A 20,972-nucleotide genomic window follows, 5' to 3' on the forward strand; every position below is an offset into this window, starting at 1 on the left:
GGGTTAGGGTGGGGTAATGCGAGGACTGGTAGTGATTCGATAACTTGTGTGTATACCGTAGGATGGGAGAGGGAAAAGAATTTAGTTTTCAATTCAGCAAATACTGTTTCACATACATCACCGTTGCGTAAAACAGATAGTCAATATTCTTCTTTTTACTAAACCCGTGTCCTTCATCCTTTGCTGTCAAATACCAAACGGGCACATTATTCTTTTTCACCGTCGCCACTATTTGTTGCGCTTCATTCAAAGGTACCCGAGGGTCATTTGCACCGTGAACTACAAACAGTGGTTTTTTGATATTTTGAGCATTATTCACAGGAGAAATCTTTAGTAGAAACTCACGCATTTTGGGATCGCGTTCGTCACCGTACTCTACACGTCGCAAATCGCGCCTATACCCCTCGGTTTTTTCGAGGAAAGTTACAAAGTTAGAAATCCCCACTATATCGATCGCAGCACGAATGCGCGAGCTATATTTTGTCGCCACTGCCAAGGACATATAACCCCCATAACTTCCCCCCGTCACCATGACTCGGTCTTTATCCAGGTTTGGTTGCGTCGCTATCCAATCTAATAACGCGCCAATATCGCGTACTGAGTCTTCACGCTTGAACTCATTATCAAGCTGTAAAAAGGTTTTTCCGTAGCCCGCCGAACCTCGAACGTTGGGGTATAACATTGCTACACCCAATTCATTTAGGTAATAATTATTACGTCCTAAGAAGCCAGGACGCGATTGTGCTTCGGGTCCTCCGTGAATATCTATGATTACTGGACGTTTGCCTTGAAATTTCTTAGGAGGAAGGTAGAGAAACCCTGAAATAGTCTTCCCATCGAAGCTTTTCCACCGTACTAATTGTGCATCGACGAATCCCTCTGTATTCAATCCACCTGTTTCGCTTTCAGTCCACCGTTCAACTTTGTTAGTACGGATATTCAAAGAATACACATCTGGGGTAGAACGAGCAGAAACCAATGTAAAACCAAGATCCTCGTTATTCTTGTGCCAAGAAATCCCCGCAACTTGTCCAATTGGTAATTTTGGCAGAGATAAAGGTTTTCTGGTTGCAGTGTCAATGATACGCAAGATGCTCGCACCATCTTCATTTGTAACAAAAGCCAGGTGTTTACCGTCTTTAGAAAGGTCAATATCTTCAACATTCCAAGGTATATTACTGGTGAGGTAATCATATTTCATTGAAGAAAAATCAATATAGGCTAGCCGTGAGAATTCCGAACCTTTATCGGTAATCACATATAGACCCTTACCATCTTTACTAAAAACAGCCGCACCATAGAAAATTTTTTCCTTGCCATTTTTGGGGGTAATAATTTTTTTATTACCTGATACCGGATCTAGCAAGTACAAATAACTTTCGTTAGCTGAGACAAATTCTAAAGTCACAATTTGAGTATCATCTGGCGACCAATCGAGAGGAGACCAACCACCCCCTTCAACTTGGGCAAGCAATTTATCACTTTGGGGATTTCTGGGGTCGATAATGTATAAGTCATTATCTTTACCTGTACGACGAGTCGAAGTATAGATTATTTTGTCACCTTTATTCGACCAGACACCACGACTATTTTTCGACTTTCCATCGGTTAGAAGTGTCACTTCGGCAGTTGCTAAATCATAACGGTAATTTTGCGCAAATTCGTTACCACCGATATCTTTACTAAATACAAAATAATCACCTTGGGTAGGTTGAAAACTTCCGCCCGGAACACGCTCGGTAAAAAATGTCATTTGTTTACGAGTACCCAAAGGTGTCTTGACTAAATGCACTTGGGGTGTATCAGCAAACCTAGTAGTAATTAGCATTTCCCGCCGAGTTGGATGCCAACTTGATAGACTTGCTGCGCGAAAATTAGTATAGCGATCGACAGTTTGGGCAATATTGACCGGGATAGGGGGAATTCCTTCGGTGACAAGACTATCACCAGGGGTGATATTGGGAGTTTGGGCAATAGTCATAAATGCAGGAAGCAGAAGTACTGCTAGGATTGTGGTAAAAAATTTAACTAAAAATTGCACTTATATGATGACGCTATTGAGTACTAAATTTACGTTCAATGTTACCAAATATCTTGCACCTGGGCTGTCAGCCAGCCAGCGATTTAAATCGCTGGCTGATAGCTTAAGTCCTCTCAAGAGGACTGCTCAAGGATTTCAGTCCATTTCAATGGACTATGCTATTAGCCCGGAACTTAAGTTCTGGGCGGGATATCGGGCTAATTCAGAATGGTGCAAGATGTCAGCCTCTCGTTCGGCTGCCTTTGGGGCAGATTGCAACATTTATTTCATGGCATGTAGTATGTCTATAAGTATGGTGTAGAGGGGGGTGCATTCTCTCTCCTTTCAGCAAGCTCTTTTTAGGTAAAATTCCTCTTAAAGCAATCATTTAAAATGTCATTATAGTTGTACATTCATGTTAAAAATATTGCGTTTATCTGGTCAACAACGTAAAAAATTACAAGAGGCTTTAATTGATGCTTTTCGTGATAAAGCATCCTTAGAGAGAATGTTAGCGTTTGAGTTAGATAAAAATTTAGACGCAATAGCAGGTGGAAATAGTTTACAAGATATTGTATTTAATCTAATAGAAACAGCAGAAGCTCAGGGATGGATTGAAGATTTAGTTAATGCTGCGCGTGAGTCAAACCCTGGAAACCATCTCTTAAAAGCTACCGCAGAAGGACTCTTGCCAAATTACAACCTAGAAACACTCTCTATTTCCTCACCTAACATTCCCCAAAAACAAGAAACAGCAGGAAATAATATATATCACTCTTATCCAGACATAGAATTAGAATATCCCGATGGATATGTGCCACTTAATTCATCTTTTTATATAGAACTTCAGGGGAGGGATTGAATCTGTTTACGAAACACTACTAAAACCCGCCTCCCTATATGATAGATAAGCTCCCATTAGGGGAGGGATTGAATCTGTTTACGAAACACTACTAAAACCCGCCTCCCTAATTCGGATAAAAGCTCCCTCGGTAAGCCTTTTTAATAGCGTAGAGAAATACTTCACGGCATTCATGACGACTCAGCTTAAATTCTCGGTTGTTACAGCGCACGGTAATGTGGTAACAGTAGTTTGGTTTGAGTTCTCGTGGTGGGCGTGGCATTATCTCGCATCAAACAAAACGCTTTTGACACGAACATGTTACCAATGAGGTGCGATCGATCCTTTGTAATTTGCTTTACACGTTCTCAAAAAAGAGTGTTTAAATTTAAACACTCTTTTTTGAGTATGTTAGGGTCTTAGTTTGGCGTACTACTCCCTCCGTTGCGATCGCTTTTGTCTTTCCATTCTATCAACTCGCAGTAGACAAAGTCAACCACTAGGCGACATGATCTTGTAAAACACGCAAAAGCTCAGAAGGTTCAAAATACACAGCAGGAAAAAGTTTTTTGAAGTCAGTATCAAGAGCATTACAAATAGCCACAATGATTTCTGTAGAAACAGCTTCGGCTTTTCCAACTTCCAGTTTATGAATGTACTGATAGGTGCAGGTCAAACCATTTTTGCTAACTTTAAGTGCAAGCGCTCGCATACTCACCTCACCACGTAAGAATTGCAGGCGCTTACCCAGTTCAGGAGTCCATTTGAGTCTATCTACACACTCCAGAAAGATCATAAGTTTTTGCTGATCATTTCTATCCACATTGTAATCTCCCAGTTGACTAAATAAGCTTTGGTGACTACTATGAGTTTAAAGTTTTAGAAAAAATTCTGGCAGTCATGGCTGTTGGCAATGAGAGCAGGCGCAAAACAAAACCAAGCGCGATTGTTTTCGAGGCAGGCGCTTGGGGCGGTTTCAGAAAATGTAATCACACGGCAGTTCAATGCCTAAGGTGATTTCCGAGAAAGAAAATACCTGAGGAGTGCGAGTTTCGGCTTCGCTCAACTCTCGATACCTCAGTTGGTTGAGCGAAGTCGAAACCAACGGCGGCGGTATATTTATTCCTGTAAATCACCTAAAGACTCCCACGACTCCTTCGTATCAACTACGAGGGATTGGGTGGCGTTTGATCAGCTTGTACTTCTGTAGGAGGACTCACTTCAGTATTGGGTGTAATTTCTTTAACTTCAATAACCTCAGCATCGGCTTGAGCGGCTTCTACTAATTCTGGAGATGGGGGATTAGGTGGTATGGCTTCGGGTACAGTAGTATCAACGGGAGGTTTAATTGTAGCCACAGGAGTTTCTGGCGTTGGAGTAGGTGATGGTGTTTTTTTACTCGCTGTCTGCTGCACTTTGTCTTTTACACCACCAAAGGTGTTACCAACACTCCTTTGTAACTGACCGAGCTTTTCTGGAAGTGATAATTTATTAACCTGTGCTTGAATGGTAGTTTTCACGCTATCGGCACTAGGTATTTGGGTTTGTTGTCCCGTTGGTATTAACTGCCGACGTAACGAAAGTGTTTGCCATCCAAACCAGTATAAAAGAGCTACACTAGCCACATGACCTAGCAAAAGACCTCCAGTAATGCGTTGTGCAAACACCCATAAAACTAAGGCGTAGAATAGACCTACACCGCTCCAAATAAAGTCATTCTTACGGTGGATTTCTGGGAAAAAGAAAGCTGTTAGGTAAATGGCTATACTACCAAGACCGACAGCTAGTGCCAGGATATATGCCAGCATTTTGCGGTTACTCCTTACAGTGTCACGTCACTAGATATTTTAATTTTGCAAATTTTGCAAGATAATTGTTGATTGCTACACAAATTGAACCTCCCTGCCTTGGCTTCGCCGTTCCCGAAGGGTAGGCAGCGATTCTATATGTTTAACGAGCCTGGTCAAAGGGCTCCTATTGCCTTAGCAGCAAGCTGCGGTGCTTTTACGTGTTGTTCACAAGAACGCTTCCACAAATAGATGCGCTCAAGGAACTGACAACATTTGATAGTGATATTAGAAAGACTGACACCGATTGACGGTGCAATCTTGCGCAAGATGTTACATGCCCCATTGGCGTCAGAAGAAATATGATAGCCTTTGGCTGTAACATACAATCCTCGCTTCTCTCTTTTCCCGGACGGTTTCCAACTTTCGGGTTTTTCACCAAATACGTGGAGAGCATCATTGTCAAAGAAAGAACTTTTTGAGGTGTATGATTCCTCGGTTTCAATAAACCGAATTCCATAAAGCTCACATAACTGGTGTAGTCGCTCTTTTAATTTACCTGTGGGGATTGTGGAAAAACTCTGATTGTTTTGCCGTCCCATATGAGTACTTTGGGATTGCCCTTTATTCCAACCAAAAACAATGTTTCCTATTCCCTGTGCTAGACAGTAATCAATAATTACTCTGGCTGCTTTATTGGTAGCATCGTGCATCCTTCTGTTGCGTTTGGCAGTGATGCGGTCAAGATGACCACTCCAAAAACCTTGAGGTTTATCAGTTTTAGCTTTTGAGACTTGTTTGTGATAGAACTGGTTGAATTGTTTAAGTTGTCTTCCGTCTACAACAAAGCCTTTTTTGCCGGTATTGGGAACGCAAGTTAGCCAATTATTCACCCCGTGGTCAATCCCAAGAGCTAGACTGTAGTCCAAAGACACGGTATTAACTGGTGCAAGCTTGTAAACAAATATTGCGTACAATTCACCATTTTGAGGTGAAAGTGTCACTTCTATGATATCGTCGGGGTTGATGTTCGTTGGATAGGGAATCCAGATATAGTCTATCTGGTGCATATCTTCCCAGTAGAGCTTTTTGATATCCCACCCTAATGGCAGTCCCAGTATGGCTTGCCCATCCTCGTCATACTTTTTCTTCAAAGCCTGGGAAGGATATGTAATCTCGTGCAATCCCCCTTTTTTGCGATAATGGGGCATTCTTGGTTTGATTGGATTTTGCCCATTCCAATAAGCAATCAAAGAGTTTTGATACCCGTAGAAGTTTTCCGCTGTTTTATGCAAAACACTTTGAGCTGCTTGGGAATGCAAAATTGTGTAATGAATATTCTCCTTGAATTCGGTTTGCAATTCGTTCTTAACTACTTCTAAATGAAAGCTAGTTCGACCGAACCAAATAATCGATTGTCTTAATCCATAAATAGCGCAATTAGCCAACTTGTTGGCTTGCTGTAAAAGAAACTCGACTAGCTCGGTTTCCATGGTTGGAAGATCCAGTCTTACTTTTTGTGCACCATAATTAATTGCTTCGCTCACATGGTTAATGTAGTAAACTTACTATTAGTATATACAACACTATCGGAAAAATAAGCTTTGGAGCGATTCTTACTGTGTTGTTTCTTGTGGTGGTGCGCCACTTCAAATTGTTAAGCAATACATTCAAAACCAAAACCAGAAGAGCTTGGAAAACGCAAGGGCTTTAAGGGGCGGGGGTAGAGTGCTCACAAGGGTAGGTTTTTTACACCTGGGTGTTGGCAAGACAAGGAGGACAAGGAAGGAAAGTAGACAAGGATGTTTTTTTTACTCATATTCAGTACATATACTTGAATTTGCTGTTTCTTCCTTGTCCTCCTTCTCCCCCAGGTCTACCTAGTCTCACCCCTCCTAGATGTATCTGTAAAAAACCTACACCTGTGAGGGGGTAGAGTGTAGGGGAGCCAGTTCTGCATCTGGGTTTACCAGCGTAGTAATCTGGTGAATCCAGATCTGCAGGAGGAGCCACTGCGTTGGGCGGTGAATCCAGTGCTGCAGGACGGTTTCCCTCCGTAGGCATCTGGGGAACCCGTAACTCCTAACTTGCACATTTTATAAACCTTACATAGCAAAGCTTTCAGCTTTTCCTTTAAAACGTGCTAGTTTCATTATTTACTGGTGGCTATTGCCGCTAGTCGGAGATTGCTACATAAGGGCGCATTCTGCCACACCCTTAACTCTTTAAATGAGCGAATATTTGCCATTGTACTCTTTCTCCTTATTTAAGGATCCTTTCCTTCCTCTATTTAATCTCTCCGCGTCACCGCGTCTCTAAGTCCCCGCTTCGACCCCTTTCTGGGTTTTCTTAGTGCCATTCCCCTTAAGGGCGTCGTAGGGCAACAATTAGCCCTGAAGTGAGGTCTAAAGCCTCGCCCCAAGGGGAGCGAAAAAATCCCTGTATTACAGGTAGGTTGAAACCCCACCTATGAGTAGGCCGCTTTATGTTTTCCCTACACCGTGTTCAACTATATAAAGTGTGTATTTTTACCAATACCGCGAAGTCTTAATGTCTTCTTTAGGGGAGAAGTAAAAATCTCGGATTACCCTAAAGATAAAAGAATCTGCAAGAGTTAGCCAAAAAAATCTATGACACAGCAAAGCTTTGGTGTGATTGGTCTAGCCGTTATGGGTGAAAACCTGGCTCTAAATGTTGAGCGCAATGGCTTCCCAATCGCAGTTTACAACCGCTCACGCGATAAAACAGATGTTTTTATGGCCGAGCGTGCCCAGGGAAGAAACGTCAAAGCAGCTTATACCTTAGAAGAATTTGTTGCATCCCTGGAACGTCCCCGCAAAATCTTGATCATGGTCAAAGCTGGTTCACCAGTGGATGCGGTGATTGATCAGCTAAAACCCATGCTAGATGAGGGCGACATCATTATTGACGGTGGCAACTCTTTGTATGAAGATACAGAACGACGTACCCGCACTTTAGAACCAGAAGGTTTTCGCTTTATTGGCATGGGTGTCAGTGGCGGTGAAGAAGGTGCGCTAAACGGTCCATCAATCATGCCTGGAGGTACAAAAAGTTCCTACCAGTATCTAGAGCCAATTTTGACGAAAATTGCTGCTCAAGTCGATGACGGTCCTTGTGTGACCTATATTGGTCCTGGTGGCGCAGGTCACTATGTCAAAATGGTACACAACGGCATTGAGTATGGCGATATGCAGCTTATTGCCGAAGCATACGACTTGCTAAAAAATATCGTTGGGCTTGACCATAAGCAGTTACATGAAGTTTTTGCTGAATGGAATACCACCGATGAACTCAATTCCTTTTTGATCGAGATTACGGCAAATATTTTTCCCTATATTGACCCAGAAACAAATTTACCCTTAGTTGATTTGGTTCTCGACGCAGCGGGACAAAAGGGAACCGGACGCTGGACAGTACAGAGTGCATTGGAGTTGGGCGTTTCTATCCCAACAATTATAGCGGCGGTAAATGCGCGTATTATCTCTTCCTATAAAAAAGAACGGGTAGCAGCATCTAAGATACTCACAGGGCCTCAAATTACCAAGTATGATGGAGATACCAAAGCCTTTATTAACATGGTAAGGGATGCTCTGTATTGCTCAAAAATCTGTTCTTATGCTCAGGGAATGGCTCTGTTGTCAACAGCATCCCATACGTATAATTATGGACTGAACTTGAGCGAAATGGCTCGGATTTGGAAGGGCGGTTGTATTATTCGCGCTGGATTTTTGAATAAGATCAAGAATGCTTTTAAGGAAAACCCAGCGTTACCTAACCTTCTGTTGGCTCCGGAATTTAAGCAGACAATTCTCGACAGGCAAACAGCTTGGCGTGAAATTTTGTCAATAGCAGCAAAAAGCGGAATTCCTGTACCAGCATTTAGTGCATCTTTGGATTACTTTGATAGTTATCGGAGCGATCGCTTGCCTCAAAACCTCACTCAAGCTCAACGCGACTACTTCGGTGCACATACCTACGAGCGGATTGATAAGCCTGGTTTCTTCCACACTGAATGGACTCCAATTGCTGAAAAATCCGTGTAAACTTCAACCCCAAAACAGTTGCAAGCAACAAAACCAACTACCCCTCTAACTTCTGCTAAGAAAGGGTAAAAAGTTTTAGCTTAATATTTTGTAGGTGACTCTCGATTCCAGAGTCACTTTTTTTAGCTAAGTAGTAATTCAAGCACTTCCCCGAAAGTTTGCTGAACGATCAAAGTCCCTTCTGAGGTAGCACAAGCATACTGCAATCCCACGAAAGATCTGCTACCATCAAAGCAGTGAGATTGATAGTAATTATGACACTGGTAATTGCGGCTGAACCTGCTCCTCTCAAGCCAAATGAAGACGGTGTTATTCTTGTGGAAAAAACTCGTGTCACATTGGATACCGTAGTCACTGTTTTTAAGCAAGGCGCGACAGCAGAGGAAATTGTTTATCGGTATCCGTCGTTGAAATTGGCTGATGTTTATGCCACCATCGCTTTCTATCTCAATCACCAATCTGAGGTAGAAGACTACCTACAACACCGAAAGCAGCAATCTCAAGAAATTCGAGCGATGAATCAGGCGAGATTTGATCCGCAAGGTTTACGTGATCGCCTGCTTGCACGCGAAGCAGCATGTTAAAGCTGCTTGCCGATGAGAACCGGTTTGGTTAAGTCTTTTTGGGTTCCTACATCCATTTATTCGTTTAATGCTTTAATCGTAGTATACCACGATTAAAGCCAAAAATATCTATGAATAATCCCAAAAAAGAAGAAACTTACTGGAAACCAGAAGGCGAACAAGCTTTAGACAGATCTCCTGTATGTTTTAAGGTATCTACTGAACTTAAGAACGAATTAAGATCTATCCCTGATTGGCAGAAGAAATTAAGAGCGTCCTTGCCCAGATTAATTTCTGAGTGGAAAGATCTACATGACGGGGGATAAATCCCCCCGCGTCGGCTTTCATCCCCGGACTAAAGTCACGGGGCTTTCTGCCTCCCGCACTATTTTCGTTAAATTTTTGAATCTACAAAAGATCAAGTTTATCGTAATTAAATCAAGTTTGATCTATTTTTTTAGTGGTTGATTTTTGACGGTTCTCGTAATCCCGACGTAAGCGATCTACTATTTCAGCAAAGGAGGCTCTTTCATCTACCGAAAGAGATTCAAAGAGTTTTCTATCCAACTCACTAGCCTGAGCGGGCAAAACCTGCTTAAGTTGTTTACCTTTAGATGTTAACCAAACCCGAAAAATACGTCTATCCTTCTCATCGCATTGACGCCGAATATACCCCTGCTTTTCCATGAGGGGTAGTGCGACTGCTAGGTTACCACTCAATTGCTGAAGTTGTTTGCTAATTTGTAACGTTGGTAATCCATCCTGTTGCCATAGACAGCAGAGTATACCCCACTGTAAGGGTGTCAATCCAAAAGGGTCAAGGATATCCTGAAATTGCCGATCAATTGATTGGCTTAATAACTTCAAACGGTATCCTAACGCATTTGGCGGTAGGATATGTTGATACTGTGTATAAAACTCGTTGCTGCGCTCAGGCATGAATTCAGATAATTATTGATTTTAGGGATTGTTATTACCAAGATATTGAGATTTTAATTCTTCTAATTCGTCATCTATTTTGCTCGTATTAGAACGTTGAGGTTTTTGTGTTTGAAACTGAGTGTTAGTGTTTGTTTGTGGTTTTCCACCTTTAAGAAATATCGTTTTCATTTCTTCTAATTCTAGATCAATTTGATCCCCTGCTTTTGGTGGCGAGGTGGCTGTAGTAGTTCGTGATGATGTTGCTAACTGTTGTACAACTTCATCTACTGTTTGGTAACGTTCGATAACCGCAGTTTTCAACATTTTTTCCAGAAGAGAACTTAAGTTGTTACTTATAGGAGTCTTCAAGTAATTTTGCCAAATCCAAGCATCGTTATGAACATCGTATAAGTCAAAGGGGGAGCGCTGAGTTAATAAGTGAATACAAGTAACACCTAAGCTATAAATATCGCTAGCAAAAACAGCTTGTCCTCTGATTTGTTCTGGTGCAACATACTCAGGGCTCCCTATACGAGTGCCAATGGTGTTTAAAGCTGTGTAGGTAGCAATTTTAGCAGCACCAAAATCAACCAGAACGAGATCTCCTTGAGGCAGTCGACGAATAATATTTTCTGGTTTAATGTCTCGGTGAATAACTTGCCTTGTATGGCAAAATTGCAGTACTGGTAATAAATTATTTAGCAATTGCCAAATTTGAGCTTCGTTAAAAATACCGTTTTTTGCTAATTCCTGTTCTAAATTTTGCCCGTTTATAAATTCTTGTACAAGATATTGTCTATCATCTTGGGTAAAGTATGCTAGGAGTTCGGGAATTTGAGGATTTTTGCCCAAATCATCCAAGCGCATTGCCTCTTGAGTAAATAACTCCTCTGCTTTGTGCAAGGTGCTAGTACCTTGAGCTTGAGGATAAAATTGCTTGATCACACAACGCGGTTTAGACGGTTTATCTTCATCCACTGCAAGGAAAGTTCTACCAAAACCACCTTGTCCTATCGGTTGGATGGCACGATAACGTTCTTTAAGGAGTAGCTTAGAACCGCAAGCTAGGCAAAACTTTCCATTATTAGTATTATCAGGCTTTGGACAACCTGGGTTGAGGCAGTAGCTCATATTAGGGGGGTATGGGGCATGGGGCATGGGGCATGGGGCATGGGGCATGGGGCAATGGGGATTGGGATCTGGGAAAGAACGTCTTCTCAATTCTCAATTCCGGAGCGCTCATACCTCGCCTCGCTTAATCCTGGGTGCGACGCGTTGAAAATAAAGAAATAGCTGTTTCTATTTTTCTATTGTGCCTTGCTAATTAGAACATGCGCTCGGATAAGGACAACGAGCGTAAAATTGCTAGTATTATGGTGCTGTTGACCGTGAAAGTGTATGACAAGCTACCAATCCCAAGAAAAAACAGTTGCAAACGAATCCGTATCAAACGAAGAACTCATAAATGAGTTGGAAACAAGAAACGTTAACCATATAGAGATTATTGAAAACGTTATTGACTCTCTGGAACAAAACGATAGCGCTATGGTTAGCCACCCTCCAGATGGCGGTTATCTGTGGAAGTTTCAGTATGGTAGCGTCGAAGTCTTTGTTCGACTTACCGGCACAACTGATGATGACACTTTAACTGTTTGGGCAGCAGTACTCAAGTTACCGGCTAAAGATGAACCGAAATTGATGCGGAAGCTATTGGAAATGAACTGCTCTAGTACTTTTGAAGCTCGTTTTGGTATTATTGAAAATCAAGTTGTCGTCATCTCGATCCGCACTTTAGCAGAGTTGTCTCCTGGCGAAGTTTCCCGGCTGATTACCATCGTGGCAACAATCGCTGATAACAACGACGATGTACTACAAGCTGAGTTTGGTGTAGCGTGACTCCAGTGTGGCGACTGATTCCGTTACTCAAAGCATCTGGGAATATACAGATGGCAATTGACCGTTGGTTGTTAGATCAACACTCCAGTGGAGAGCATCCTCAAACCTTACGGTTTTACACTTGGTCGCCACCTGCGATTTCTCTAGGTTATAATCAACACAAATACCCTCCACAATGGGAAAATCTTATTTGGCAGGGTGAAAAAATAGAGTTGGTGCGGCGTCCTACGGGTGGAAGAGCAGTGCTACACCAAGGTGATTTAACCTACGCTGTCATCACATCTGGACTAAAGGGCGATCGCCTGCAAGTGTACCAACAAATTTGTGAGTTCTTAATTCAAGGGTGGCGATCGCTTGGTGTAGAATTACAATACGGTACAGTTGGCAGAGGTTATATCCATAATCCTAACTGTTTTACCACTGCGACAGGTGCAGACTTAGTTTTGTGTAATGGTGCTAAACTCATCGGTAGCGCTCAAATGCGAAGAGGTGAGGTAATTTTGCAGCATGGTTCGATCCGTCTAGAACCCAATCAAGAATTGTTTGCTCAGGTATTCGGTTCAGAATCTTTTACCCCAATTCAACTCCCCCAAAACCTAACTATAGAAAAGATCATCACAGCTTTAACTGCTGCTATCGTCGATTGTTTTAATATCCAGCTAGTTGAACAACCTCTTTCAGAACACGAATGGAACCTCATTAAGAACTATTCTCTAACATAACTATAACTACCCAAACAATATTAATTAGAAACCTTCTTCCCCAATCCCCAATCCCCAGTACCCAATCCCCAATCCCCAATCAATGACGCAAGGTTTCCTCAATCTCAACAAACCCTTTAACTGGACTTCTCACGACTGTGTAGCGCGGGTAAGAAAACTACTGCGTCTCAAAAAAGTGGGACATGCTGGTACTTTAGATCCAGCAGCTACAGGGGTATTACCAATAGCTATTGGTAAAGCGACAAGATTATTGCAGTATCTTCCAGGAGGAAAAGCTTATAAGGCGACTATTCGCTTAGGCGTGCAAACCACAACCGATGACTTGCAAGGTGAAATTATTGCTTCTCAACCTTTTCCTAAGTTGGATTTACCACAGGTAAAAACAGCACTCCAACAATTTGAAGGTAAAATTTCTCAAATTCCGCCAAGCTATAGCGCCATTCAAGTTCAAGGAAAACGGCTATACGATTTAGCAAGAAAAGGGGAAAACGTCGAAGTTCCGCCAAGGGTAGTGGAAATTTTCCAACTTGAAATTCTTGATTGGCGAGAAGGGGAGTTTCCTGAATTGGATGTAATGATCGCTTGTGGTACAGGTACGTATATTCGGGCGATCGCTCGCGACTTAGGTATTGCTTTACAAAGCTATGGTACTCTTGCCGCATTGACGCGCATCAAAAGTAATGGTTTCGACTTAGCTGATAGTCTTACCTTGAGCGATCTCGAAGCACAAGTACAAAACGAGACGTTTCAACCTATGCATCTAGATGCACCATTGAAGCATCTTGGATACATCACCTTACCCGCAGCTGATGGCGAGAAATGGTGTCATGGTCAACGTATTCCTCTAGATCTTGATGTTTCCGGTGTATTACGAATTTATCATGAGCATGGGTGTTTTGTAGGAATTGGTAAAGTCATAAATTTTAACGGTATAGTGATGCTAATCCCAGAATTAGTATTGGAACAATTTAAATAATATATAGTCCAATCTAGTCAGACATACCAATTCAAGGGTGGATCTGATTATGAAATTGGCAGATTATGCAAAACAATTAGGCATCTCGTACCAGACAGCATGGAGGCATTTTAAAGCGGGTAAGATTCCATACCCGACAAGACAGTTAGAATCTGGAACTGTTATTGTAGATTATGACCCTAAAACTAACAAACAAGCTGTTAATAAAGCAGCTATTTATGCCAGAGTTTCTAGTGCTGAAAACAAAGATAATTTAGATAGACAAGCAGAACGTTTAACCCTATATGCAGCAGCAAGAGGTTATCAAGTTCAGCACATAGTCAAGGAAGTAGGAAGTGGCTTCTTCGAGAACCGTAAGAAGCTTGAGAACCTTTTAAAACAAAATGATTATCAAGTTCTAATAGTTGAAAACAAAGATCGTTTAAGTTTTCTTGGAACACATTACATTGATATTTTACTAAGTCGTTGTGGCGTGACTTTAGAAGTTGTGAATATGACAGAAAATGGAATTGATGAATTAATGAATGACTTTGTAGGAATTATAAATTTTGTTACTACACGTTTATATGGGCAACGCGAAGCTAAGGAAAAGACAAAGAAAATTATCGCGACTTTACAAGGTAAAGGAGATAATCAAGAGTTATAAGATTCAAAATTAAGTATCGTTGGCAGCGTTATATTTTATTCAAGTTTAATTATTACTATATACAGAGATAATAGGGAAAGTGACGGCATCTGTGGTAGGTTAAAGCTATGTAATTTTTGTCAATACCTGTAAAGGATATAATAGAATAACAAATACCTTAGGGGCGTTCGCCTCTAAGGTATCGGTGTACTCATTACAAGTTATCATGAACATTAAAGAACAATTACTTCAAGAAATTGAATCCTCCTCAGATATTCTCCTAGCTGAAACGCTAGACTTTTTACGTTTTCTCAAAACAAAACCAAGCCCGGAGAAAGTACCCGTTGATACTTCATCTAAAATAAGAGATGGTTCCTCCAGTAGCGACAGCCATTCCTTATCCGAAGGTAGCAAAACTGAATCTCAAGTGGAGGAAGCGGCACCAACAATGAAAGGCTCTAAAGCAGAAGACTTGCTAAAGTTCGCAGGAACTTGGCAAGGGGATGACTTTGAAGAATGCTTACAGCTTGTATATCAAAGCCGTTCTCAGGCTAAATTTTAGCAATGTATCTCTTAGACACCAACCATTGTAGCCGCATTATTTTTGGAGAAACAAAAGTCATTCGTCGCTTACAGGAATATCAAGGCTTGGGGGTTGCAACTAGCGTTATTGTAAGAGGCGAACTCCTTTACATGGCGGAAAAGTCCTATCAGCAGGAGACAAATCTTCGCTTTGTGGTAAATTTTCTGCAAACCATTGATCTCTATCCTATCGTTGGAGGGGTTGCTGATGTTTACGGTAGCCTTAAAGGAGACATTGTTGAACGTTTTGGTCCCAAGGATAAAGCAAAGCGTAGAAAGTTTACAGTTCAAGATTTGGGTTTTAGCGATAATGATTTGTGGATAGCATCGACTGCTCTGCATTATAATCTTACTGTTGTCTCTGCCGACAGCGATTTTCAAAGGATACAACAAGTACAAGCCTTGGCGTTAGAATCTTGGCTTTAAAAACTGTCGCGTTGTAGCCAACCAAGAAATGTTATCAGCTAGCTAAATTGCTGATTTACCAGACTCTTCAATTCTTCGTCAGAAAATAAATTTCTTGTTTATTTTAGTCAGATTCTATATCTCCATTGTTTTCAATATCAGAGGAGTCATGCAACACAATTTGAAAACTATCAGGAATATTAACCATTTGAGTTACGTAACGCACCTTGAATTTGTGGTGGTGCGTTGTGTTACGGGACAACTTAAGTTGATTAATAAGAAATAACTTTACGATCGCGCCAAAATTTCCCAGTCTCATTACGAGGTGCATCCTTAGCCAACCAAATAGCGGTATCTGCTCCTTGTTCAGGCGATCCCGCTTTGCGGGCAGCGCTTCGCTATCGCGGCGCAGATTCACCACCCATATCAGTTTTTACCCAACCCGGACACATTGCATTCACGGCAATTCTCTGAGAGCGTAAAGCTTCTGCTAACATAATTGTTGCACCATTTAGCGCCAGTTTTGAAAGACAATAACTTGGTGCAGTGGTTGTCAAGCCATCTAAAGCACCCATCCCACTGGAAACGTTTATAATTCTCGCATCTTGGGATTTTTCCAACAAAGGCAAAAATGCCTGTACCATCCGAATAACACCAAAAGTGTTGGTATTCACCCCAGAATTCAACAAGTCACGAGAAATGGTGAGAATGTTGACATTATGATCAGGGTAAATACCCGCATTGTTAATCAACACATCCAATCGATCAATGCTTTTGTTTAGAGTTTCTACTGCTTGATCAATAGATTGATCGTTACTTATATCTAATTCTATATGTGTAACTTTACCGAATGTTTGCAGTTTCTCACTAGCTTGCTTTGCTTTTTCGAGGGAACGTGCGGAGATAATCACCTCATAGCCTTCTTTTAATAAACCTTGAGCGATCGCAAATCCAATCCCTCGATTTCCACCTGTTACTAACGCGGTTTTACTTTCCATTATTTCTACCTCATCAGAACCTCAGTCTATTGCTGGGCTAGACTATTCTATTAGCTTTAAAAGCATAAAATCTCTATCCACTGGTATTCCAATGGATAGAGATCTAAGTAGTGTCTAGAATGTACTAGTACAGCACGGCGTAAATAAAGCAACCATTTCAAATAGTCAGTAGCCTTAATTTATAACACTTTTGACTTTTGACTTTTGATTTTTGACTTCCGCGCAGCGGTTATTCCCACTCTATGGTTCCAGGTGGTTTGGAGGTGATATCGTACACCACTCGGTTAACCCCTTTAACTTCATTCACAATTCGACGTGAAATGACTTCTAGCACTTCATAAGGTACACGAGCCCAATCAGCAGTCATTCCATCTTCACTGGTAATAATCCGTAAAACTATGGGATAAGCATAGGTACGTTGATCGCCCATAACTCCAACACTACGAATGGGGAGTAACACAGCGAAAGCTTGCCAGTAATCATGATACAACCCACGTTGGTTGATTTCTTGACGCACAATCAAGTCAGCATCACGCAAAATATTTAATCGTTCAGCCGTAACTTCTCCTATAATGCGAATTGCCAAACCTGGACCTGGGAAAGGATGCCGTTGTACAATTTCTTCTGGTAAGCCAATAACACGACCAACTTTACGAACTTCATCTTTAAAGAGTTTACGCAACGGTTCGACTAGTTTAAATCGTAGATCTTTGGGTAAACCGCCTACGTTATGATGGCTTTTAATTTTAACCGCTACTCTTTCTCCGGTTTGCGGATCAACGTTCGTGTCAGCAGATTCGATAACGTCTGGGTATAGTGTACCTTGAGCTAGATAGTCAAATGGTCCAAGGCGCTTGGATGCTTCTTCAAAGGTACTAATGAACTCATGTCCAATAATCCGCCGTTTTTCTTCGGGATCAACGATACCCTTGAGTGCAGATAAAAAGCGCTCACGAGCATTTACATACTCTACAGGGATGTGAAATTGCTCTTTGAAAAGCTTGAGCAAACGTTCTGGCTCAAGCTTGCGCATAAAGCCTTGATCTATAAAAACACAAGTTAGCTGATCCCCGATTGCTTTATGTAGTAAAAACGCTAAGGTAGACGAATCAACTCCACCAGAAAGCGCTAATAACACTCGCTTGTCACCTACTCTAGCGCGAATTTCACGAATTGCTTCTTCAACAAAGGCTGCCGTTGTCCACGTAGCTTCGCACTCGCAAATGTGGTAAACAAAATTACGGATTAGAGCAAGACCGCCCTCAGAGTGTACCACCTCTGGATGGAACTGAACACCATACATTTTCTTTTCGTGGTGCGCGATCGCAGCACAAGGAGTATTTTCCGTATGCGCCAGTAATTCAAATCCTGGTGGCATTTTCATGACTGAGTCTCCATGACTCATCCACATCGTTGTGCCATCGTCAACATTATTGAGTAAATCTGTGGGATCATCTATGTATAGAGATGCTTTACCATACTCGCCTCGCTCAGCCTTTACGACTTCTCCACCGAGCTTTTGTACCATCAGCTGCATACCATAACACACACCCAAAATCGGAATGCCCAAATTCCATATTTCAGGATCACAAGAGGGAGCACCATCATCATAAACAGAATTGGGACCACCAGAAAGGATGATGCCCTTTGGATTCAGCTTCATGAGTTGCTCTATCGTAGTGCGATAGGAGAGGACTTCAGAATAAACTTGTGTCTCGCGAATTCTACGGGCAATCAGTTCAGAATACTGAGAGCCAAAGTCGAGAATTACAATCATTTGACGATTGAGTCGTCCTAAAGATTGTGCTGTTTGGTGTGCTTGTTCAGTTAGTAGAGTCACCGCTGTATTCATGGTAGGGAGAGTCCGGATAATTGTCTTTATAGAATCTAGCTGAGTAGCACTTGTGTGCTTTGGACAGGGTTTTTACGTTCGGTAAACTTTAGGCAAACGCACCAATTTCTTGAGTGTGTCTGTCTAATCCATAAGAATGTACAAATAGTCTTAGAAAGAAAAACTTACCCTAGAGTGGTTGCCAAAAAAGTTATCGATTTAGATAATTTCAGATTATTTACCATAAAGTAACATAATTTTGTAATCAACTTACAAGCAGTTTTTTGGGTCACTCATTTGACCGCGTAAGAATATATCCTTAGATAGAAGTACTGATTATTACTCGGAGAAATAAATTTTCTAAATAATCATTTAGAGAGATTTTAATATAGGACTCATATTTGATTTTTGAACAAGGGCTAGAGCGCAAGTCTTGTATAGCAAACGATTTTTGCTCAGTATACTGAGCAAAAATCAAGTCGGATTCCTATAGTTATCACTTAATTGTTAGATTCTATTTTTAACAATAACGCTTCCATAGTTTCCCACGAGAGTCCTTTTTGGATGTACTGAGGTGCTTCAGGATTGTAAGGACCTACTAATCTGTCAATTGTAAGAATTTTAGCTTCATCTGATAGAACAGGAACATCTGGATCAAATGCAGTTGGGCGCATCAAGGAGCTTGAAAAACCTCGGAATATAGCAATTTGGTCTTCCTCACCTGCAAGCTCTACCTTGACAAGTAAAACTTCTCGGGGATATTTGGCGGTATATTGTTCCAACCGCTTACCAATAGAATTATTCATATGAGCATAGGGCATGGGGCATAGGGCATGGGGCATAGGGCATGGGGCATAGGGCATAGGGCATAGGGCATAGGGCATAGGGCATAGGGCATAGGGTAAGCAAATAGCGTAATTAAGATGATGTGCAGATCTCTTGTATAAGACAACAACGTAGAATTATTGTAGTGCGGGCAAGATGCCTGCGTCCCATATATAAATTAAATACTCAACAGCTTCATTTGTGTCTAACTACTTAGAATCGGCTATCTTACCCATGCCCCATGCCCCATGCCCCATGCCCCATGCCCCATGCCCATTGCCCATTTTATTGTGTAGCTGAGCGTCCTTGCTTACCAAGCTTTACCAAAATAAAGTAGCTTAAGCAAACTACGTAAGCTATTAAACCCAGAATTGCAAGAAAGCCAAGGAATCCTGGTTTTGTATTGTGATGAAAATATTCTTTAAAAAGTAAGGGTGGCTCAAACCAAACACGACAGTAAGAATTAGTCGTTCCATTTTCAGGGAAAGCACACATTAAAAAAGGTAGAGAAGCAAGTGCGCCTAAAAAACAATAAACAGTTGTAGCCCAACGCCAAGAGGTAAAAATCAGTTTCAATGGTCCACTAGGTTGGTAGTCAATTTCATCGTTAAGATCCACCCAAAACCACAATGAAATGGGAATCAGGATAAGACCCATTAACCCTGAAATAAAGCTTACTGGAAACTGGGCAATCATCAAATAAACCGTAATTGCTAGCAAACTTGACACTCGCCAGTAAATGGTTAACAAGCGTTGCATAGCTTCCACTTTTTGTACAAAAGCCCAAATTAACAGAATTAGAGGAATAATCACCGTGAATAAAACGGCGAGTCGATAGTCCATCCAAACTAAAGGGCGCAACCAAACTTCATCCATCAGCTTTATCAATAAGGAATATAAGATATCAGTATATATAGATTTTGCCTGCAACTACAGAAGGCCCACACTGAACCCGTACCGCTTTGGGTAAGCAAGCTACAAAGCAGCGTCTCCGCAGGAGAAGGGTCAGTGTTGGAAGGCTCTTTGTGTCACAAAGGAAGTTCTGGATCACTGCCAGTGTCTTAAAAGCCTACACCGTATTGCAGGCAATCGGTGTAGGAGTTTCATTTTTTTAGTCTTCGTAAACCCTGCATTCATCTGCATCAGGGTTTGCATCACAGTACTGCTCTAAGGAGTTTTTGGGCTTAGCTTGCTTGCGGTGAGAAGCTTCTGCTTGCAGTTCTTCAACTGCATCCCAAGCTGCTGCACACTCGGCAGAGTTGCTACCTGTAAGATCACAGGTTGCACGAGCCTCTTCAAGCTCTTTTGCGATTTTCTCTTGGATAGTATTTTGGTTTGTCATTGCTCTAATGTTGTTGTGTGTTATTAATACTAGCTCGAAAGGTCCTGACTTTGAAAAAGCCAGGATTTTAGGCTGTTGTTACCACATGTTGCTCAAGCTACAGGTAGTAAGTAATGTTAATTCTGCCCTTATTAGGCTAGTAGTAGCTCAAACATTCCTACCCGCCTTGACCTAAAGGTTGTACGGATACTCTTGTTAGACAACCCTGGGTAGGGTTAGCCAGACTTACGAAACATCTTTTATCATTTTATCCAGTTAACTTGTACGTTAGGGTTGACATTGATGCTCTACTACCCACTATATACACTAATTATGAGTATTAATGCTCATTATAAACTCATTTTTTAAGATTTAAAGAAAGAGGGAGCTCGAAGCCGTGAGCACAGGAGCACAGGAGCACAGGAGCAGCGGAAGCAGGGGAGAAGAAATTACAGCTTGAAGGAAGTATATAGTTCCCTTTTACATAGCCAAACATAGACAGGCTACTTTACAGGTCTTTAAGCAACACTGACGGAAGCATGTTCACGCTTAAAAGTCGGTGTTATTCGCCTCGGATGTACTACCAGACACCCTC

At 41.6% G+C, this 20,972-nt stretch carries 24 protein-coding genes and 1 pseudogene; 11 read left to right on the top strand and 14 right to left on the bottom strand.

All coding sequences use genetic code 11. The features are described 5' to 3' along the window. Positions 1–88: 88 nt before the first annotated feature. Positions 89–1,981 carry a S9 family peptidase gene (locus G4P69_RS16730; protein WP_208341412.1) on the bottom strand — a complete coding sequence of 631 codons (1,893 nt, stop codon included), beginning with the start codon at positions 1,979–1,981 and terminating at the stop codon, positions 89–91. A gap of 454 nt (positions 1,982–2,435) precedes the next feature. On the opposite strand from G4P69_RS16730, the gene G4P69_RS16735 reads away from it, so the two are divergent. Next, entirely contained in the window at positions 2,436–2,882 is a 447-nt protein-coding gene (locus G4P69_RS16735) for an effector-associated domain EAD1-containing protein (RefSeq protein ID WP_208341411.1), read from the top strand. A 106-nt stretch (positions 2,883–2,988) separates the two neighbouring features. Here G4P69_RS16735 and G4P69_RS16740 read toward each other — a convergent pair whose 3' ends face one another. From G4P69_RS16740 to G4P69_RS16755, 4 genes are all read right to left on the bottom strand, one after another. Beyond that, positions 2,989–3,144, bottom strand: a complete 156-nt coding sequence (locus G4P69_RS16740) for a hypothetical protein (protein ID WP_243902350.1) — start codon at positions 3,142–3,144, stop codon at positions 2,989–2,991. A 216-nt stretch (positions 3,145–3,360) separates the two neighbouring features. Next, positions 3,361–3,684, bottom strand: coding sequence for a hypothetical protein (locus G4P69_RS16745; RefSeq protein ID WP_208341410.1), 324 nt, complete (start codon positions 3,682–3,684; stop codon positions 3,361–3,363). A 343-nt stretch (positions 3,685–4,027) separates the two neighbouring features. Further along, positions 4,028–4,669: a Ycf66 family protein gene (locus G4P69_RS16750; RefSeq protein WP_208341409.1), complete on the bottom strand. Its 642-nt coding sequence runs from the start codon at positions 4,667–4,669 to the stop codon at positions 4,028–4,030. 155 nt (positions 4,670–4,824) lie between these two features. After that, positions 4,825–6,195 (bottom strand): RNA-guided endonuclease InsQ/TnpB family protein, encoded by a 1,371-nt coding sequence (locus tag G4P69_RS16755; protein WP_310834148.1) that lies wholly within the window; start codon positions 6,193–6,195, stop codon positions 4,825–4,827. Positions 6,196–6,235: 40 nt separating this feature from the next. On the opposite strand from G4P69_RS16755, the pseudogene G4P69_RS40460 reads away from it, so the two are divergent. Next, positions 6,236–6,328, top strand: a pseudogene (locus tag G4P69_RS40460) (transposase); the annotation flags it as partial. A gap of 141 nt (positions 6,329–6,469) precedes the next feature. Here G4P69_RS40460 and G4P69_RS16765 read toward each other — a convergent pair. Continuing rightward, entirely contained in the window at positions 6,470–6,712 is a 243-nt protein-coding gene (locus G4P69_RS16765; RefSeq protein WP_208350592.1) for a hypothetical protein, read from the bottom strand. A 566-nt stretch (positions 6,713–7,278) separates the two neighbouring features. Between G4P69_RS16765 and gndA the strand changes: the two genes are divergently transcribed. The 3 genes from gndA to G4P69_RS16780 all read left to right on the top strand — a co-directional run bounded on the left by gndA (position 7,279) and on the right by G4P69_RS16780 (position 9,601). Then, on the top strand, positions 7,279–8,712 hold the full coding sequence (gene gndA, locus G4P69_RS16770; protein ID WP_208341407.1) for an NADP-dependent phosphogluconate dehydrogenase: 1,434 nt from the start codon (positions 7,279–7,281) through the stop codon (positions 8,710–8,712). Positions 8,713–8,966: 254 nt separating this feature from the next. Further along, positions 8,967–9,296: a DUF433 domain-containing protein gene (locus G4P69_RS16775; protein WP_208341406.1), complete on the top strand. Its 330-nt coding sequence runs from the start codon at positions 8,967–8,969 to the stop codon at positions 9,294–9,296. 110 nt (positions 9,297–9,406) lie between these two features. Continuing rightward, positions 9,407–9,601, top strand: coding sequence for a hypothetical protein (locus G4P69_RS16780; protein ID WP_208341405.1), 195 nt, complete (start codon positions 9,407–9,409; stop codon positions 9,599–9,601). A gap of 112 nt (positions 9,602–9,713) precedes the next feature. Here G4P69_RS16780 and G4P69_RS16785 read toward each other — a convergent pair whose 3' ends face one another. Together G4P69_RS16785 and G4P69_RS16790 are read right to left on the bottom strand one after the other, a co-directional pair. Beyond that, positions 9,714–10,214, bottom strand: a complete 501-nt coding sequence (locus G4P69_RS16785; protein WP_208341404.1) for a MarR family winged helix-turn-helix transcriptional regulator — start codon at positions 10,212–10,214, stop codon at positions 9,714–9,716. Between the two features lie 21 nt (positions 10,215–10,235). Further along, the gene (locus G4P69_RS16790; protein WP_208341403.1) at positions 10,236–11,327 is read right to left on the bottom strand and encodes a serine/threonine-protein kinase; all 1,092 of its coding nucleotides are present in this window, start codon (positions 11,325–11,327) and stop codon (positions 10,236–10,238) included. 267 nt (positions 11,328–11,594) lie between these two features. Here G4P69_RS16790 and G4P69_RS16795 point away from each other — a divergent pair, with 267 nt between their 5' ends. The 6 genes from G4P69_RS16795 (at position 11,595) to G4P69_RS16820 (ending at position 15,423) form a co-directional block, all read left to right on the top strand. Then, positions 11,595–12,092, top strand: a complete 498-nt coding sequence (locus G4P69_RS16795) for a YbjN domain-containing protein (RefSeq protein ID WP_208341402.1) — start codon at positions 11,595–11,597, stop codon at positions 12,090–12,092. Between the two features lie 50 nt (positions 12,093–12,142). Beyond that, positions 12,143–12,814, top strand: coding sequence for a lipoate--protein ligase family protein (locus tag G4P69_RS16800; protein ID WP_208341418.1), 672 nt, complete (start codon positions 12,143–12,145; stop codon positions 12,812–12,814). Positions 12,815–12,896: 82 nt separating this feature from the next. After that, positions 12,897–13,790, top strand: a complete 894-nt coding sequence (gene truB, locus G4P69_RS16805) for a tRNA pseudouridine(55) synthase TruB (protein ID WP_208341401.1) — start codon at positions 12,897–12,899, stop codon at positions 13,788–13,790. A gap of 55 nt (positions 13,791–13,845) precedes the next feature. Beyond that, positions 13,846–14,436, top strand: a complete 591-nt coding sequence (locus G4P69_RS16810) for an IS607 family transposase (protein WP_208341417.1) — start codon at positions 13,846–13,848, stop codon at positions 14,434–14,436. 205 nt (positions 14,437–14,641) lie between these two features. Next, complete coding sequence (locus tag G4P69_RS16815; protein ID WP_208341400.1) at positions 14,642–14,977, top strand: hypothetical protein; 336 nt, start codon at positions 14,642–14,644, stop codon at positions 14,975–14,977. A 2-nt stretch (positions 14,978–14,979) separates the two neighbouring features. Continuing rightward, a complete protein-coding gene (locus G4P69_RS16820; RefSeq protein ID WP_208341399.1) occupies positions 14,980–15,423 on the top strand; it encodes a type II toxin-antitoxin system VapC family toxin in 444 nt (147 codons plus the stop codon). Positions 15,424–15,526: 103 nt separating this feature from the next. On the opposite strand, the gene G4P69_RS16825 is transcribed toward G4P69_RS16820, so the two are convergent. The 6 genes from G4P69_RS16825 to G4P69_RS16850 form a co-directional block, all read right to left on the bottom strand. Next, positions 15,527–15,823, bottom strand: coding sequence for a hypothetical protein (locus G4P69_RS16825; RefSeq protein WP_208350593.1), 297 nt, complete (start codon positions 15,821–15,823; stop codon positions 15,527–15,529). Continuing rightward, the gene (locus G4P69_RS16830) at positions 15,801–16,400 is read right to left on the bottom strand and encodes an SDR family NAD(P)-dependent oxidoreductase (protein ID WP_208341397.1); all 600 of its coding nucleotides are present in this window, start codon (positions 16,398–16,400) and stop codon (positions 15,801–15,803) included. The genes G4P69_RS16825 and G4P69_RS16830 overlap by 23 nt, the downstream gene beginning before the upstream one ends. A 229-nt stretch (positions 16,401–16,629) precedes the next feature. After that, a complete protein-coding gene (gene guaA / locus G4P69_RS16835) occupies positions 16,630–18,252 on the bottom strand; it encodes a glutamine-hydrolyzing GMP synthase (protein WP_243902349.1) in 1,623 nt (540 codons plus the stop codon). Between the two features lie 479 nt (positions 18,253–18,731). After that, positions 18,732–19,037: a DUF7734 family protein gene (locus G4P69_RS16840; protein ID WP_208341396.1), complete on the bottom strand. Its 306-nt coding sequence runs from the start codon at positions 19,035–19,037 to the stop codon at positions 18,732–18,734. A 304-nt stretch (positions 19,038–19,341) separates the two neighbouring features. After that, positions 19,342–19,932: a DUF3177 family protein gene (locus G4P69_RS16845; RefSeq protein WP_208341395.1), complete on the bottom strand. Its 591-nt coding sequence runs from the start codon at positions 19,930–19,932 to the stop codon at positions 19,342–19,344. A gap of 235 nt (positions 19,933–20,167) precedes the next feature. After that, positions 20,168–20,398: a Calvin cycle protein CP12 gene (locus tag G4P69_RS16850; RefSeq protein WP_208341394.1), complete on the bottom strand. Its 231-nt coding sequence runs from the start codon at positions 20,396–20,398 to the stop codon at positions 20,168–20,170. Positions 20,399–20,972 lie beyond the last annotated feature (574 nt).

This window comes from Aetokthonos hydrillicola CCALA 1050, from assembly GCF_017591665.1.
Lineage (GTDB): Bacteria > Cyanobacteriota > Cyanobacteriia > Cyanobacteriales > Nostocaceae > Aetokthonos > Aetokthonos hydrillicola.